General features: G+C 67.1%; 16 protein-coding genes. 8 read left to right on the forward strand and 8 right to left on the reverse strand.

Going from position 1 to position 16250, the window contains the following annotated elements:
- Positions 1–47: 47 nt before the first annotated feature.
- On the forward strand, positions 48–641 hold the full coding sequence (locus QC765_RS13435) for a hypothetical protein (protein ID WP_278314948.1): 594 nt from the start codon (positions 48–50) through the stop codon (positions 639–641).
- A 29-nt stretch (positions 642–670) separates the two neighbouring features.
- Here QC765_RS13435 and QC765_RS13440 read toward each other — a convergent pair whose 3' ends face one another.
- A complete protein-coding gene (locus QC765_RS13440) occupies positions 671–1675 on the reverse strand; it encodes an HNH endonuclease (protein WP_278314949.1) in 1005 nt (334 codons plus the stop codon).
- Positions 1676–1705: 30 nt separating this feature from the next.
- Here QC765_RS13440 and QC765_RS13445 point away from each other — a divergent pair, with 30 nt between their 5' ends.
- The 7 genes from QC765_RS13445 (at position 1706) to QC765_RS13475 (ending at position 8130) form a co-directional block, all read left to right on the forward strand.
- Positions 1706–2014, forward strand: a complete 309-nt coding sequence (locus tag QC765_RS13445) for a nucleoside triphosphate pyrophosphohydrolase (RefSeq protein WP_278314950.1) — start codon at positions 1706–1708, stop codon at positions 2012–2014.
- A 340-nt stretch (positions 2015–2354) separates the two neighbouring features.
- Positions 2355–3467 (forward strand): GmrSD restriction endonuclease domain-containing protein, encoded by a 1113-nt coding sequence (locus tag QC765_RS13450; protein ID WP_278314951.1) that lies wholly within the window; start codon positions 2355–2357, stop codon positions 3465–3467.
- A gap of 17 nt (positions 3468–3484) precedes the next feature.
- Positions 3485–3727 carry a hypothetical protein gene (locus QC765_RS13455; RefSeq protein WP_278314952.1) on the forward strand — a complete coding sequence of 81 codons (243 nt, stop codon included), beginning with the start codon at positions 3485–3487 and terminating at the stop codon, positions 3725–3727.
- Positions 3728–3915: 188 nt separating this feature from the next.
- Entirely contained in the window at positions 3916–4404 is a 489-nt protein-coding gene (locus QC765_RS13460; protein ID WP_278314953.1) for a hypothetical protein, read from the forward strand.
- A 755-nt stretch (positions 4405–5159) separates the two neighbouring features.
- On the forward strand, positions 5160–6569 hold the full coding sequence (locus tag QC765_RS13465) for a reverse transcriptase domain-containing protein (protein WP_278315035.1): 1410 nt from the start codon (positions 5160–5162) through the stop codon (positions 6567–6569).
- A 416-nt stretch (positions 6570–6985) separates the two neighbouring features.
- A complete protein-coding gene (locus QC765_RS13470; RefSeq protein WP_278314954.1) occupies positions 6986–7399 on the forward strand; it encodes a GNAT family N-acetyltransferase in 414 nt (137 codons plus the stop codon).
- A 194-nt stretch (positions 7400–7593) separates the two neighbouring features.
- Positions 7594–8130 (forward strand): GNAT family N-acetyltransferase, encoded by a 537-nt coding sequence (locus QC765_RS13475; protein WP_278314955.1) that lies wholly within the window; start codon positions 7594–7596, stop codon positions 8128–8130.
- Between the two features lie 97 nt (positions 8131–8227).
- Here the strand turns inward: QC765_RS13475 and QC765_RS13480 are convergent, their stop codons facing one another.
- Genes QC765_RS13480 through QC765_RS13510 form a run of 7 tightly spaced genes read right to left on the reverse strand, consistent with a single transcriptional unit; the run spans position 8228 to position 16243 of the window.
- Positions 8228–8878, reverse strand: coding sequence for a tyrosine-type recombinase/integrase (locus QC765_RS13480; protein ID WP_278314956.1), 651 nt, complete (start codon positions 8876–8878; stop codon positions 8228–8230).
- A 16-nt stretch (positions 8879–8894) separates the two neighbouring features.
- Entirely contained in the window at positions 8895–9734 is an 840-nt protein-coding gene (locus QC765_RS13485) for an alpha/beta fold hydrolase (protein WP_278314957.1), read from the reverse strand.
- On the reverse strand, positions 9731–11326 hold the full coding sequence (locus QC765_RS13490; RefSeq protein WP_278314958.1) for an acyl-CoA carboxylase subunit beta: 1596 nt from the start codon (positions 11324–11326) through the stop codon (positions 9731–9733). Before QC765_RS13490 ends, QC765_RS13485 begins: the two co-directional genes overlap by 4 nt.
- Entirely contained in the window at positions 11326–11682 is a 357-nt protein-coding gene (locus tag QC765_RS13495) for a hypothetical protein (RefSeq protein ID WP_278314959.1), read from the reverse strand. The genes QC765_RS13490 and QC765_RS13495 overlap by 1 nt, the downstream gene beginning before the upstream one ends.
- Positions 11679–12986, reverse strand: a complete 1308-nt coding sequence (locus QC765_RS13500; RefSeq protein WP_278314960.1) for an MFS transporter — start codon at positions 12984–12986, stop codon at positions 11679–11681. Before QC765_RS13500 ends, QC765_RS13495 begins: the two co-directional genes overlap by 4 nt.
- A gap of 6 nt (positions 12987–12992) precedes the next feature.
- The gene (locus tag QC765_RS13505; protein WP_278314961.1) at positions 12993–15263 is read right to left on the reverse strand and encodes an SDR family oxidoreductase; all 2271 of its coding nucleotides are present in this window, start codon (positions 15261–15263) and stop codon (positions 12993–12995) included.
- The gene (locus QC765_RS13510) at positions 15260–16243 is read right to left on the reverse strand and encodes an aromatase/cyclase (RefSeq protein WP_278314962.1); all 984 of its coding nucleotides are present in this window, start codon (positions 16241–16243) and stop codon (positions 15260–15262) included. Before QC765_RS13510 ends, QC765_RS13505 begins: the two co-directional genes overlap by 4 nt.
- Positions 16244–16250 lie beyond the last annotated feature (7 nt).

Below are 16250 nucleotides of genomic sequence, written 5' to 3' on the forward strand. Positions count from 1 at the left end.
CCAATAAGGTCCCACGCCCAAGCCACCGCACGGAAGGACCACCACGAATGAGCACAACCACACCCCGCAAGGTCGGAGTCGTCTACGACTGGGAGAACACCATCCGCACCTCTACCGACGTCCGCCCCTACGGCCACGACCACCGGTGCCGCCAGACCGACCCCCTGGCCCTGGCCCACATCCTCGTCGAGCGCGCCGGGGCAGGACTCGGGGTCCGCGCAGAGCTGGCACAAGTCTTCATCGCCGCGGGCATCCATTCCCCCTTCCAGAACCGGCGCCAATGGCAGGCCCGGCACTACGAGGCACGCCGCTGGAACAGCCACAAGCTCATCCACGCCGAGACCCGCGAGCTGGTCTACGGCGAGGGAACCTGCCGGGAGAGCGCGGCCATCGACCAACTTGTCGCCGACAAGACCCTCGAGCTCTCCCGCAGCAGCGAGCTCGACCTGCTGATCGTGTTCACCAACGACAGGGGCATCGCGCGCGCCACCCACGATGCGTTCCGCTTCGGGCGCTGCAAGATCAACGCCGCAACCTGGTCGGACAAGCCCAGCGTCCTGTTCCGCAAGGGCCTCTACGTCCACCACCTGACCGAGCAGGACTACCTGCGCAGCTCGACCCCGTCGCCCATCGCGGCGTAGCGCACCCCGGCACCACCACCGATGGCCCGCTAGCCCCTGGGGCCATCGGTGGTGGCCGCCACCACCGAACGGAGGAAGCGACGGCGCTGGCGCTCGCCGGCCTGCCCCGCCGCACCCATGGTGACCTCCAGCGTCCTGCGCAACGGATGCGGGGAACAAGCGATCGCATCATTGCGCCGAGCCAGCCGCCCGATCTCGTCCTCCGTGGGCGGGCGCGCTCCCTTCGACAGGTTGCACGGAGCGCACGCCAGCACGAGATTCCACACATGATTGAGGTCCGGGCCACGCCAGCTTCCCGTCCGCATCCACGCGAACGGGAACACGTGATCGACATGCACGTCCGGCCCCAGCGACGCGAAGTCCTTGCGGCAATAGAAGCACTCTCCATGCTGGAATCCCGCGATGCCCCCGCGCAACGAGGTCACCGCGACCCGCCGCGCGGGGGCGACCAACACGCCCTTCTCCGCATCGACTGCCATTCCGGAACCGACCAGGCCACGGCCTATCCCCGCGTCGAACGAGGCCTCGACGATCGACCATCGTGAATCAAGCTCCTCGGCAAGCACTCCCGAGCCAGGGGCCAAGTCACGCAGCTCCGGCGAGAACCGCACCACTCGCCGAGCGCCGCGCCCCTCGAGCTCGTAGAACGAATGAGCCACCCGTCCCAGATCACGGAGATTATGGAACTTCTGCATGACCATCCCCGGCATCGAGCTCATCGCGGCATCGACGAGAAGCTCGCTCGGTCCGCCCTGCTCGCGGGACGCATCACGCTCGCGCGCGAGGACTGACAGGAAGTCCTGCTCGCCGAGCTCCACCGCGGACGGAGCCTGGCTAGCGGGGGAGGGGCGCTCGAGCATCCTCGCCGAATACGCTGTGGCCAGGTTCCGCAACGACACGGCCTCGGCACCACTGCTGGCGAGGTCGAGCAGGGCGGCGCCCAGCGCGAACTTGTAGGTCCTGGTATTGACCCCCATCAGGATCGCCAGGCGCCAGGAAGTACGCGCAGTGGGCTCGTCGCGGTAGAACTGCATGATCCAAGTATGCAAAGGAGCACCGACAGCATGGGCAAGCTGGTCCGCGACAAGATCCCCGCCATCATCCGAGCGAGTGGCGGAGATCCGGTCACCAGGGTGCTGGGCGCCCGCGAGTACGAGCAGGCACTACGCGACAAGCTCGTCGAGGAGACCACCGAGCTGCGCGAAGCCGACACCGCGGACGATCGGATCGCCGAGGCCGCCGATGTCCTCGAGGTCCTCACAGCCCTCGTAGCCCTCGACGGCCACGATCTCGCCGACATCGTCGAGGCAGCCCGGCACAAAGCCGCCCACCGCGGAGGATTCGTCGATCGCACATGGCTCGAGCAGGCATGAGCACCCCCGATGGCTCCTGGCGGCTCGGGGCCAGCGCGCCGACCAGCATGGAGTTCCACGACACCCGGCAAAGCAACTCGTGCGGCCTGGAGATCGCTCGAAAACCACGGCCCATGACCGTAGTACTTGCGACTTGGCAGCCCCAAGCGGCTACGTGGCGCGGATGTGACAAGGTCTGGCTTGCTGCGATGCCTTGATGGACACGTTGCCGGGGCTGCTCGCCAGTCGCGCTAGCGCAGAGGTAACGCGGAGCACACCTCCGGCGATATACGGCTACAATACGCGTTGATCTCGCCGCCAAGTCAGCGAGACTTGGGGCCGCAACAGGGGGAGCAAGTGCATGCCGCGCGCATCAACCATGGTAGGTATCGGGGCCGCGGTCCTTCTTGCCGGCGGGCTCGTGATCACACCGACAGTCGAGGAAGAGCCCAGCAGCGCGGCGGTGGAAACCACGCAGTCCCAGACCACCACGCCAACGCCTGCACCGACCACTACCAGCGCACCGCCGGCGACCACTGAGGCACGTGCCGATGATGCGCAAGCCAGCAGCCGCGACAGCGGCAACCGCATCCCCGATGATGCACCGGACGAGCTGCGCCGCGCCTACCAGCAGCTCGCCTCGCTCGAGGTCAAGGGCCGCGCCCCCAAGACCGGGTACGACCGCGACCTGTTCGGACCGTCCTGGACCGATGACGTGAGCGTCGAGGCCGGCCGCAACGGGTGCGATACCCGCAACGACATCCTGCGCCGCGACCTCGACAACATCATCATCAAGTACAACAGCAATGGATGCGCCGTGCAGTCAGGCACCCTCGACGGCCCCTACACCGGCCAGGCGATCTCCTTCGAGCGGGGCGGCGACACCACCGATGTGCACATCGACCACGTCGTAGCGCTGTCCGACGCATGGCAGAAGGGCGCCCAGCAATGGAGCCCGTCCACGCGGCAGGACTTCGCCAACGACCCGCGCAACCTCCTCGCTGTCGATGGCGGAGCGAACATGCAGAAATCCGACGGTGACGCCGCGACCTGGCTTCCCGCGAACAAGGCATTCCGCTGCACGATGGTCGCGATGCAGGTCAACGTGAAGGCCAACTATGGGCTGTGGGTGACCCAGGCCGAGCACGACGCGATCGAGCGGGTGCTCGACTCGTGCGAGGGGATCTCCTTCCCGGGACCGGTCCCCGGGATGATGCGCGACCGCGAGGCCGAGCCCCCAGTTCCCGTCCGCGCGCCAGAGCCGGAGCCGGTGTACACGCCGGAGCCGGAGCCTGTCTATACCCCAGCACCCGAGCCGGTGTACACGCCGCCGCCAGCCCCCGCGCCATCCAGCGTCTATTACGCGAACTGCAGCGCGGTCAAGGCGGCCGGAGCCGCTCCGATCCGTATCGGTGAACCCGGGTACAGCACCAAGCTCGACCGCGATGGCGACGGCATCGGCTGCGAGAACTAGAAAGAGAGGAAACCACCATGATCGGAAAGCTCCTTGCCGCGCTGTCCTGGACCGGATTGGTCTTCTTCGGCCTGGCGACTTTGGGCGGAGTGGTTGCGTGGCTGGGCGAGGGTGACCCGGCAGGACCTGGGATGACGATGGTAATGCTGTCGTTCACGATGCTGTTCGGGTTCTTCCTGCTGCGCCGTCGCGAGAACAGGGCCAAGGCGATTGCCAGCACCGCGCAAGCGCCGGTTCACCCAGGCAGTGATCGATACTGAACCACGAGGCGAAACGACCAGGGCAGAGTCTCCTTCTGGGTATTCTCTGCCGACCGACCTGAACCCAGGTCTCGCCAGGCCCTCGGTCCGGCATCGGCCGCCTGCCGTAGGCAATGCTGGTAGCCGGGCACCGGCCTAGGATCTAAACAACAGCAACGCAGAGACTGCGAGACCCGAGAAGGTAGGCCATGACCAACACGGCAACCACTGGGAACGGCGTCTGGATGTTCGTCAACAACCCGCACGTCACGACGGGATGGCCGGATCCACACGGCATCAGCGACTCCTACGACATCGTGACTGCGCCGGATACGGAAAGCTATTCGGTTGGACGGGGCATCAAGCTGATCGGCCCCGGCGATATCGGACTGGTGTACCGGGCTGACCGAGGCGCGCAGATGAGGAAGAAGGGCAAGATCGTTGCGGTTGCCCGCATAACCTCAACGCCACAGGAAGCCAGCGACGGAAACACCTACGTCGAGTGGGAGCTCTGTAGGCTCCCACCGGAGGCATGGATCGATGAACAGCAAATGCTGGCCTCTGGGAACTGGACCTATGATGTGCGCCCATTTGGTGGAAGCCACCAAGCGCCAGCAAGCAGGGTCAGGCCCGATCAGTGGGAGTGGCTGAAGAGAACCTTGCCGAGCGCGGTCGTCGATTGGTTGAAGATGCCGTAGCCTGCCGGTCCACTGCATGGTCGGTGCCACCGCAGCGGCAACACGCGGCTACTTCGCTGCCGTCGCGCCTCGGCTCAATGCCAGGCAAGGCCGCTCCCGACACTGAGACACTCCTTGCGCGAGCAACAGATCGCTGGTGGCATGAGGTGATCCACAAATATAGCCGATAACATATATTATGTCATATACAGTGTGGATGCCGGAGGTCGACCGATGGCCAGCACGCCGCGATGGGTTGCGCGGTGCGTATCAAGGAGCCGACGCAGAGCGAGCATTTTGGCGGGGAGCCTGTCGACAGCCTGACGATCATGCGCTGGAAGTTGTGGTGTGGCTGTCCCGATCGGCCTACGGGGACATGATGTTTGACCGATGACTCCGCGAAACCGTCGTTCGTGAACCAACGTAGAGCGCGGGCTTCTCGAGAGTAGAATCTAGAGTAGGTTCCCAGAGGGACTAGGCATCGAGCCGATTTGGAGCAGATCACGGTTGATCACCACCTGCCCCAGTGGGGCCGTCTTCGCAAGTTGACTGCCCGCGTGAAGCACATTTTGCCTGGACTCGAAGCCGGAGTTGGGGCTGGGCGCACCGCTCAGCCCCAACTTTTTTCGATGACGAAAGAGATTCTTGTGTGGTGGGAGCTTGATCAGCGGGTCCGCGAGGCGTCGATCCGCCTCATCGAAGAGCATGAGACGTACGCGAAGTCCGTCTATGATGAGAACACTCGGCGCCGTAGGCGCAGCTCTGGAACCCCCGCGATGCTCCCAGTCAGGCGCCCAGAGACGTGGAATCTCGATCCTGGTTTCAACCCCTATATCGTCCGATCCCGGCATCGGCGCATCGCCCATGCGATTGCAGGGCGGCTAAGGGACCGAAGCTACTCCCCCAGGCCTCCGGCTGGATTCAGCGTCCCCAAACCGTCCGGTGGTGAGCGGGTCGTGAGTACATTCCAGATCGCAGACGAAGTGATCTCCAACCGTCTGTTTCGATCTTTGATGAGGAAGAACCTCGGACGGCTGAGCGCACGGGCGTACGCCTACCGGCCTGATCTCGGTCCACACGATGCTATTTCCTACGTCTCTACTGAATTTAAACGGGAGCACCGTTTGTTCGTTGCGGAGTACGACTTTAGCAAGTTTTTCGACACGGTTGACCATGGATTTCTACTAGAAACGCTCGATACGATGGGAATCGTGAGAACCCCGCTTGAGCAGCATATAATCGAACGCTTCCTTGAAGCCCCTGAAGCATTGGTCGAAACAGCAGGCAACCCCGTCTCCGGGCCACCGCGAAGGCAGGGTATTCCACAAGGAACATCTGTGAGTCTTTTCCTCGCCAATGTTGCTGCATCTGAACTTGACCGTGCCCTAGAGAGAATTGGTGTAGGTTTCGTCCGATATGCGGATGATACCTTGATATGGGGCACGGACTACGGGCGCGTTAGTGAGGCTGCCTCCATTCTTTACGAAGCATCAAGCCGAATCGGCTCTCCGATAAACTCGGGGAAGAGCCTGGGTATAAGGCTGCTATCCAAGGAGGAGACCGTTCATGTCGAGATGTCCTCGACAAAGAGTGTTGACTACCTGGGTCATTGCATCGGATTACGCAAAGTGCGCATGAAAGATTCTTCGGTCGATCGCATTAAAAAAAGGATCGGCGATCTGATATTTACCAATCTAATTCTTGAGCCACTTAACGGAACGCAGCAAGAAAGTCGCCTTAGTGATGTTGATCGAGACTATGTAACTTTAATCTGGCAGCTCCGTCGTTACCTCTACGGTCCGCTAACTGAGAAGGATGTTCGCCGGTTTCAGGCAGGCGCGATTCCGCCGATGGCCTTCGAAGGGGTCATGTCGTTCTTTCCTCTGATGGACGATGATGACAGTCTCCGCGAGCTTGATGAGTGGATCGCGGCACGCCTCTGGCTCGCGATGAGAAAGCGAGCTCGCCTACTCCGTGCGACTGGTTTGGCGGTCCCGCTCCCTCATGCGATTCCGAAGCATCAACTGATCGGCTTCACCTCAAAGTCCTCGCGCACCGGCGACACTGTGGACTTGCGGATGCCTAGTCTTCGCAAGATCGCAAGGGTCATTAGACTGGCAGTCTCCACTCACGGTCTTGGTGTTGTCTCGGGCCAAGCGCCCCTCTATCTCTACGGCGAGGACTAGCCTCTCCCACTCGCATGAGGCGAGCAAGCCCAATACCGCTGCCACGCGGACGAGGTCCAGCGACGGTGGGCGGAAATCCTGAGGCGGTGTGGCGGGCGGGCCCGCTCGCCGCGCTCGGTCGCGGCGAGCCAGGCGCGGACGAAGTCCACGCGGAAGGCCAGGGGGAACTTGCGGGCGCCGCTGGCGGTGCAGCCGGGCGGGGCAAGTAGTGCCTCATAGAGTGGTGTCGAGCGGTGACCGAGATCGTCGATTGCCACGAACAGCGCGGTCACCGTGTGGTCCGTCGGCTATCCCAAGTCCTGGCCGACGCGTCTGCCGATCTGACGCGTCAGCTTCTGCAAGCATTGGTCAACGCTCTGTTGTCCGCCGGCGCGGTCCCCGGCAGGCGATGTGGCGAGGGAAAAGGGAGTGTTCACATGATCCGTGCTCTCGACGAGGACGAGATGGTGGGTCCCGAGCTCGCCCACCTGGTATGGCTATCCACTGCGGCCAATGATGAGAAGCTGGGCAGGATCCTGCGCGAAGTGTTGCCGGGCCTCCTGCTCATCGGTGTGTTTGAGCACCGCCGTCTCGTGGCCTTCGTGGCGCTGGACGCCGGTTCCGAGATGATCGTGATCAGGTATATCGCGGTCGATGAGAAATGGCAGGGGCGCGGGCATGGGCGCTCGCTCGTCAGCGCTGCCCGCGAGATGGTGCCTGGTCGAGGCCTCTGCGCGGAGACCGACGACGACGCTGTGGGCTTCTACCGGCGCATCGGGTTCACCGTGACAGAAATGGCACGTGATCCGCGGTGGCCCGAGCGCCAGCGCTACGCTTGCGCGCTAGCGTAATCAGCGCGGGGCTGGCCCCGCTGGCGAATCTGGTTCGAGGGCGACACACTAACGGCATCACCCGATCATGAGATCGATTCGACACGTCACGATCGCCCCGCATCGGTCGGTGAGGTAGTGCGCGCACTGCTGGCACCGCAGCGCTTCGGGTCGCTACAACCGCGACGCCACGAGAGGCGGACTACGCTCGATCCGTGACCATCCCTGGCGACGAGGCCGATGCGTGCCATTCGACGGCGGAGCCATTCTCCCCGCCCGGCGAGCGTTCACGGAGGCCTCCGCTAGCGATCACCGGCGCGCCCGAGCCCATGGACGTGGCGAGGCTGCGCTGGCAGTGGGCCCGGGAGTCCGACCCGGGCATCGGGCTGTGGTCGCACGACCATGGCTTCATCGCGTCGGTTGAGCAATGGGCCAGCCAGGCGCATCGCACGGTCTGGACCGCGGGGTTCGCGGGGCATGCTGTCGGGATGGTGTGCATGACCGAGCATTCCCGCATGCCCAGCCCGCGGGCCGCAGCGGCGGGTCGCTGGGGCTATCTCGGGCACCTCTATGTCGATCCCGGCCACCGGGGGCACGGCATCGCGACCACGCTCGTCGAGCATGTCCTGCATGCTGCTGACCGCCGCGGCTATAGCAAGGTCATCCTTTCTCCCACCGAGCGCTCCATCGCTGTCTATGAGCGGTGTGGCTTCTCCCGTCGCAACGATCTGATGATTCGCCGCCGCGCGTGATGGCCGAGCAGGGCTGTGCGGGGCGTCCGCCGAACCGGAGCGCGAGGGCTGGTCGTCATAACAGGCGCAAGGCGTCCTCGAGCATGCGGTGCCCTACTCACTGCGATGTTTCCTTCGTGGCGCTGGTGAGCAGCCGGTAATGCGGCTTCAACGCTGCGGCTGCCTCGGTATAGCGCTGCGTGGTTGCGATGGATTCGTCGCCGAGCATCCTGGCCAGGGCGTGGATGGTGATGTCAGGGCGGTTCGCCATGGTCGTGGTGAAGGTATGGCGCAACGTGTGAGTGAGTGCCCCGATGGATCGCTCGGGTTCTATCCCGGCACGCTTGTAGGCTCGCTGCACGCGGTGCTGAAGGGTTCCCTGGATCAGCCGCAGCTCGTCACGGTTGATGAACAGCGGGTCGCGCGAGTGGAACCCGTTCCACGGCGGGGAATCGCCGGGGGCGCGCCTGCTCGCGCCGAACCGGGCCGCACGGGTGGAGAGGCAGTCCGCGAGGATCGCGGTGAGCGGTGGGGATGCGTGCGCGATGCGGTCCTTGCCGCGCACGTGGATGCGCAGCTCGGTGGGCGCATCGGGGTGGGGTTGCAGATCCCCGATGTTGAGGCCGCGCAGCAATGCGAGAGCGGTGGTGGCGAAATCCCGCTCCGGCCAATCGTCGGATCTCCCCGAGGCAGGGGAGCTGGTGGCGAGGCTCTCGATGAGCCGCTGGACCGCATCACAAAAATGGGCGCGGACGGCAACACCGCCCACGCCCCATCAACCCGGCTCACCTGGTCGGTGGCCCACACGACGCCAGCACGCGGTCCAGCACCGCCTCGTGGTGGGCGCGAGCGGCGAGCCCGAGGCTGACGTTGTGCCCCGCACCGGCCAGGAACGAGTCCTCGACGAGCGCTTGTGGGAAGCGCCTGCGGAGCTGCTCCCGGTCATATGGCGTACAGGCCCACCAGCCCTCGTGCTCGGCGAAGCTGAAGTGCACGGGACAGGTGACCCCGGGTGCCACGTCTGCCAGCGTCCGGTGCCAGCGGGGCACGTCGGCGCGCTCCGCCGCCGGGAACGGCTGGGTGATGTTGCGGGCGGCGTGCAGGAAGGTCCCGCTCGGGTAGTTGCGCACCGGACCCCAGTGCAGGTGCATCGCGCTGCGGGCGTTGTGGTGGGTAACCATCTCGACGGGTACGGCGTAGCGCTCGCCGACGCCACAGGTCTCCAGACGGCGCACACCGAGGTCAGGGTGCCGTGCCGCCAGGGCAAGTGCGACCTTCCCTCCGAAGGAGTGCCCATAGACCGCCAAGCCGGCCGAGGCCCTACCAAGCAACCCGTGCAGCGCCTCGGCCACCACGTCCGACTGGCCAAGGACGCCGAGCCCGACAGGGAAGCAGGCCCGGGAGGCGCCGTAGCCCGGGCGGTCCAGCGCCAGGACGCTCAATCCGCGCCGCGCAGCCGCGTCGAGCAAAGACCGGTCGTGCCCCGCGGCGTCGAAGTAGGCCGCGCTCATGGCGGCCCCGTGTAGCGCAACCACCATCCCCCGGGACGGGCCGTCCGGCTCCGCGAGCAGGCCGGAGAGGACCCCGCCCCGTACTCCGAGCAGCACCTCGCGTCGTGGCTTCATCGCGGTAGGTTCACGTGCTTGCGGTTGCGGCGCTCGCCCTTCGCAGCCAGGACCTCGAACGCCGCGGCGACGGTGGCCCGGGTCTCCACCGGGTCGATCACGTCGTCGACGAGACCGCGCTCGGCGGCGTAGTAAGGATGCATCAGCTCGTCGCGGAAGGCTGCGGCCCGCGCACGCTCCTCCGCGGCGGGATTCGCGCAGCCCGCGATCTCGCGCCGGTAGATAACCCGCGCCGCCGCCTCCGCTCCCATCACGGCGATCTCGTTGCTCGGCCAGGCGAAGCAGAAGTCGGCGCCGATGGAGCGCGAGTCCATGACGATGTACGCCCCGCCGTACGCCTTGCGGAGGACGAGCGAGACCCGCGGCACCGTCGCCTGGCAGTAGGCGCTCAGTAGCTTGGCACCGTGCCGGATGATCCCGCCGTGCTCCTGATCGACCCCGGGCATGAAGCCGGGCACGTCGACGAGAGTGAGCAGGGGGATGTTGAAGCTGTCGCAGAACTGCACAAAGCCCGCCCCCTTCTGACTGGACTCGAGGTCCAGTACACCGGCGCGGTGGATCGGCTGGTTCGCCACGATGCCGACGGTGCGGCCACCGATCCGCGCGAAGCAGGTGACCAGATTCCGGGACCAACCGGGATGGATCTCGAGGTACTCCCCGTCGTCCACGATCTCCTCGATCACGGCGAGCACATCGTATGCCGTGCTCGCCTCCGCGGGCACGATGTCGAGCAGTCGGTGGTTGGGTCGGTCGACCGGGTCGGTGCTGGCGTAGCACGGCGGCTGCTCGCTGCTGTTCTGCGGCAAGAAACCAAGCAGGTAGCGGGCATCCTCCAGGCACGCCTCCTCCGACTCGTAGGACCGGTGGGCCACCCCGGACATGGTCGCGTGCACCCGCGCTCCGCCGAGGCTCTCGACGTCGACCTTCTCGCCAGTCACCGTGCCGACCACGTCCGGACCGGTGACGAACATCTGGGACGTGCTCTCGACCATGAAGACGAAGTCCGTCAGGGCCGGGGAGTACGCCGCGCCACCCGCACAGGGACCGAGCATCAGCGAAAGCTGCGGGACCCGCCCGGAGGCCTCGGTGTTGCGGACGAAGATGCCGCCGTAGCCCGCGAGCGCCGTCACGCCCTCCTGGATGCGGGCACCCGCCCCGTCATTGAGTGCGATCAGGGGCGCCCCGGCCTGGATCGCGAGGTCCATCACCCGGTGGATCTTCTGCGCGTGCGCCTCGCCCAACGAGCCGCCGAAGAGACGGAAGTCGTGGCCATAGACGAACACCGAACGGCCGTGCACCTTGCCGTAGCCCGTTACCACGCCGTCGGTGGCGGGACGGCGGCCCGCCAGGGATGCCGACTCTGCACGGTGCTGACGGAACATCTCCAACTCGTGGAAGGTGCCTGGGTCGAGCAGGAGCTCAAGCCGCTCGCGGACGGTGAGCTTACCGCGCTCGTGCTGGCGCTCCGACGACGGATCGTCGATGCAGCGCACGTGCGCACGGCGACGGTGGAGATCGCCGACCCGATCCGCGATCGAGTCGGGCGTGCAGGCGAAGGGCTCCGCCACGGGGGTCTGGATCAACGCGGTCATCAGTTCTCCTCGGGGGTGGGGTGAGTGAGCTGCTCGGTCGACGACGGCGGGAGCCGCATGGAAAGGAGGCCGGGCGACGAGGTCGAGTCCGGTGACCACGTCGAGGTGCGGCCGTGCGCGCGCAGGGCACGCCTCTTGTTCTCGTGCAGACGTGAGTCGAGCAGGCCGGCGTGGGAGGACGGCAGACCCCGCTGGACGCCGGTGCCTACGCGGCGCGAGGACACCGCGACGGCACTGGTGGCCAGCGTCTCGCGCAGGCTCGTCTTGTCGAGGAGCGCGCCATCGACAAGGGCATAGCCCACCTTGAGCGTCTCGCCATAGGTCCAGCACAGCGCAGCGGCCAGGAAGATGCTCATCGCGAACCTCCGTCGGGAGTGATGAGGGCGACCGCCGCAGCCACGAGAAGCGCGCCTCCGGCGGCGGCGAGAGACGGAGACAAGGTACGGGCGAGCGCGGTGCCGGCCAGACCGAGCGGGACGGCCAGGGCCGCGCCGGACTGGACTAGGACCTGATAGCCGCCCAAGGCCCCAGTGCGCAGGCCGGGCGGGATCGCGGCGACGGCGCGGAGGTTCAACGGCACGAAGCCGAACACGAACGCAAGACCGACGAGCGTCGACAACCCGGCCACGACCGGAACCGACCAAGGGGCAAGCAGCGCGCCGAGAAGGTACGCCGTACCCGCACAGGCTGCGGACGCCGCGACCAGCAGGGCCAGTGGGACCCGGCGGACCAACACCCCCGTCAGTGGGACGGCGAGCGCCATCCCGAGTCCGACCGGCGCAGCCGCCAGAGCAGCGACCGGCACGGGCCCGGTCACGTACAGCTGTTGCTGCGCGGCCGCGAAGAAGAGCAGGAATGAGCCGTTGAACAGGCCTGCGGTCGCCGCGTTCGTGGCGAAGGATCGGGAAGCGGCGGCCGGGAGCGCGGCTCGCAGGGGCGCTCGGACCAGCACGACGACGGCACCCGCGGCGAGCAGCCCCCCGCCGACCCGCACTGCGGCTGGGACGGGAGCGAGAGCCGCCACGATCCCTACGGCCACGGGTATGACGACCGCGACGGCGATGCCGGACGACTGACCGGGCGCGGAGGGGTTGGCGGGCATCCAGCGCGCGGCGGCCGCAGCGAGGCCGAGTGCCACCGGAGCGGGCCAGCACGCGGCAAGCTGCCAGGACGCGCCCAGCAGCGGAGCAGTGACGAGCAGCCCAGCGACGAAGCCGCCGCCACCGACCAGGCTGTAGAGCCGGGTCGCGCGCTCCCGATCGGCCGGGTTGGCGAAGGCCTGAGCGAGGACCGCGTTGCCGAGCGGGGTGGTGAGCCCGGCGCTGAGACCCTTTGCCAGGCGGGCGACGACGAGTGCGGCGGCACCTCCGGCCAGGGCCGAAAGCACGGTCGCGACGGCGAAGACGACCAGCGCGACGACGAGGACGGTGCGTGTCCCGAAACGCTCGGCCACCGGCGCCGCGACCGGGATGCCCGCGACGAAACCGAGTGGGAAGGCTGCGGCGACTAGCGCGATGTCGCCCGGGCCCAGTCCTACGTCTGCGGTGATCGCTGGGAGCAGAACGAACAACGAGGAGACCTCGACCGTGTCGATCAGGAGGTTTCCCGCGACGACGGCGAGGACGCCCCAAGGAGCCGCGCGCAGCCCGTTTGTGGTCATCGATGCCTACCCGAGGACCGTGCCACCGCTGGCGTCGACGACGGTGCCGGTGATCCAGCCCGCTTCATCGGAGGCCAGGAAGCTCACCGCCGCCGCGATCTCCGCCGGGTCGCCGACCCGGTTGAACGGCGAGAGGCTGCCCATCATGGCGACTGCGGCCGGGTCGTCGAAGATCGCACTGCCGTTGTCGGTGATCCCGGGAGCCACGGCGTTGACTGTGATGCCCCGCTGCGCGACGCCCTTGGCGAGGTGTCGGGTGAGCTGCTCGATGGCACCCTTCGTCATGGCGTAGGCAATCTCATCCGGGTTCGCGATCTTGGTCAGCCCGGTGGAGATGTTGATGATCCGGCCGTTGGCCGGCATGACCCGCAGCACCTCCTGAGTGAGGAAGAAAGGCGCCTTCACGTTGACCCGCACCAGCTCGTCGAAAGCGTCCTCGCTGGTACCGTCGAAGGAAGTCCCGCCCATCACCCCAGCGTTGTTGATCAGCACATCGACCTGCGCGCTCCCGGTGCGGTCGGCGAACTGCTGCGTGGTCTCGGCCACCAGATCGCGCAGCCGGGTGGTGTCGTCGAAGGCGGCGACCACGCTGAAGGCAGCGCCCCCGAAGGACTGGATCTCCGCGACCACCTCGGCCGCTTGCTCGACACGGCGGGCGCAGTGCACTGCGACAACCGCACCCTCGCGCGCGAGGTCGAGTGCGATGCCGCGTCCGATGCCACGGCTGGCGCCGGTGACGAGGCAGCGCTTCCCAACGAGCCGTTGGCCACGGGGGGCCGGTCGGCCGGTGATCGCGGCCCGCACGACGGAGGGGACGGCGACGGTGGTCATGGTGCTCCTGAAAGTCTCGGTGAGGATCTCGGCCAGGGTGACCGGATCGCGATCGGTCCACGTCACAACACCGTCGGGGAGGACGAGGGCTGCCCGCAGACCGGCCAGGGCAGCTACATGGGGGCCGGTGGGCTCGCCGACGAGCACCACGCAGCCACTCGCGGTGACGCGTCCCCAGACCTGCTCCCCTGCTCGGTCGCGGCACCACAGGACGGCGCGGCCTGCTCGCAGCGACGAGGCAACCGATGCGGACCTACCGTCGGGGCCGGTGACGTCGAACGCGCCGATGACGCGTCCGGAGCGGTCACCGGACGGAAGCGCACCGGTGCCGGAGACGACACCGGCTATGTCCCGGTGCACCGATTCCAGCTGCAGCAGCTCGGCCATCATGCCGCGCTGCGGCTCGAGGTCATTCTCGCTAAGCAGCAGGTGTGCCTGGGCACCGACGTTCAGTGCCGCGCGGCGCGCCCGCGCGACCGCGTCGGTGGAGTAGTCGTCGAGGATCGCCTCGTCGGCCGCACATCGGTGGATGGCCGCGAGCCGCCAGGCCAGCCGGGCCGCGTCATCGAGGCCGAGGTTCAGCGGCAGGCCACCGGCAGGCATCAGCCGGTGGCCCGCGTCGCCTGCCAGCACAACCCGCCCCGCACGGAAGTGGCGGGCCCATTGCGCGGCGTCGGTGAAGGCATCGATCCAGCCAGGCCTCGCTGCGCTGATGTCTTCCCCCGTGAGGGAGTCCCACAGCTCGCAAACCTCGGCGAAGTCAACCTTCTCGGTGTCGTCAGGCTTGGAGCCGTGGCGGTAGGCCATCAGCCGCGTCTCGCCGGTGGGCAGGCGTGCGGCGGTGACCATGCCGCCCTCCACCACCTCGAAGCGGCGGAGCGCGACCTCGATTCCGGTCACGTCGGCGCGCACCAGACGGCGGTTGCCCGCGCGACCGTCGAGCTCGATACCAGCGAGACGTCGTACCGTGCTGTCCTCGCCGTCGCAACCGACGAGGTGACCGGCACGCAGCTCTACCCGCGCGGTCTCCGTGGCGAGGTCGGCCCGTACCTCGCTGCCGGTGTCATCCAAGCCGGTGAGGACCACACCCCAGCGGACGGCTACCCCGGCCTCGTCGAGCTCGGCGATGAGGGCAGCCTCCAGCTCGGTCTGCGGACACTTCCACTGCCCGGCGAACGGTGTCCCGTCCTCGAGCGGAAGCGGCAGCCCTGCGAAGTGGCCCGAAGGGAGATGCGGCAGGTCGTTGAGTCGGCTCAGCAGCCCTCGCGCGCCGAGGAGCTGCATCGTGCGAGCGTTCAGGGTGGTGGCGCGGGACTCCGCGCGCGGAGCCGTCCGGGCATCTATCACGGCGACATCGACGTCGGCCCGCCGAAGGTCGAGCGCGAGCAGGAGGCCGACCGGACCCGCGCCGACGACGAGGACATCGTGGCTCGCGTGCCGGGTCACGACACCGTTCCCTCGGCCCAGGCCTTGGCCCTGTTGAGGGTCATCAGGCTGTTGGTGCTGAGCGCGTCCTGAACGTAGGTACGGGCGGTCTCCACCGTCGCGTCGGCACCCAGGATCCGGGGGATCGCCTCGGGGTTGAGCAGCACCACGTGACGCGAGCTGACCCGCGCTCCCCCCGCTCCGTCGTCAACGAAGCGCCACTCGCCGTTGTGCACTGTCATCAGCGGCGGCAGGGTCGTCTGCTTGTAGACGATCCGATCCGGCGCGAAACAGATCCGGTACGACCGGGTCGTGTGGGTCGAGCCGTCCTTGGCGACGGTGTCCATCTCTAGGGTCTGCACCCCTGGCTCGGGCTCGTCGAGCCGCACCTGCGCGACGTGGCCCAGACGCTCCTTCCAAGCACCGGCCTCATTGACGAAATCGAAGCAGGCGGCGGCCGGGCCGGCCACTTCCACCGCGTCCTCGAACTCCAGCAGCAGCCCCGTGCTGTCATCGCTCGCCTCGGCGTTGCGCTTCAGCGCAGCCAGCTCCGACCGGCTGTTGCCGTCGACCGCGCGGACGATCCAGTCCAGGGACTCCGGGTCGTCGCCGACGGCGGCGAAGTCGTGGAGCAGTCGCACGACGCACCCCGTTGCTTCGCTGCCGGGCTCGACGATCCAGGTACCGCCCATCGAGGCGACCGGGTGCTGGGAGCGCTCCTGGCGGAAGCGGATCGTGCGCCGATCGGGGTCCAGGTCCCGGCGCGAGCGCCAGCTCTTCACGGCGTCGTTGGCGGTCGCCCAGATGTGGATGCGTTCCGCGCGACCGCCGAGGTCCTCACGGTCGAGATGAACGGTCGGCGGGAACAGGCGCGGCCAGCTCTCGACGTCGGCCAGCAGGCCGTAGACGTCCTCGGCGGGACGGGTGATCTCGATAGTGTGCTCCATGGTGGTGACGCCGTCCACGGTCACGGCATCCGGCGGGGTGACGGTCTCGGTCATCGAAAGC

The organism is Hoyosella levis (assembly GCF_026008515.1).
Taxonomy (GTDB): Bacteria; Actinomycetota; Actinomycetes; order Mycobacteriales; family Mycobacteriaceae; genus Lolliginicoccus; species Lolliginicoccus levis.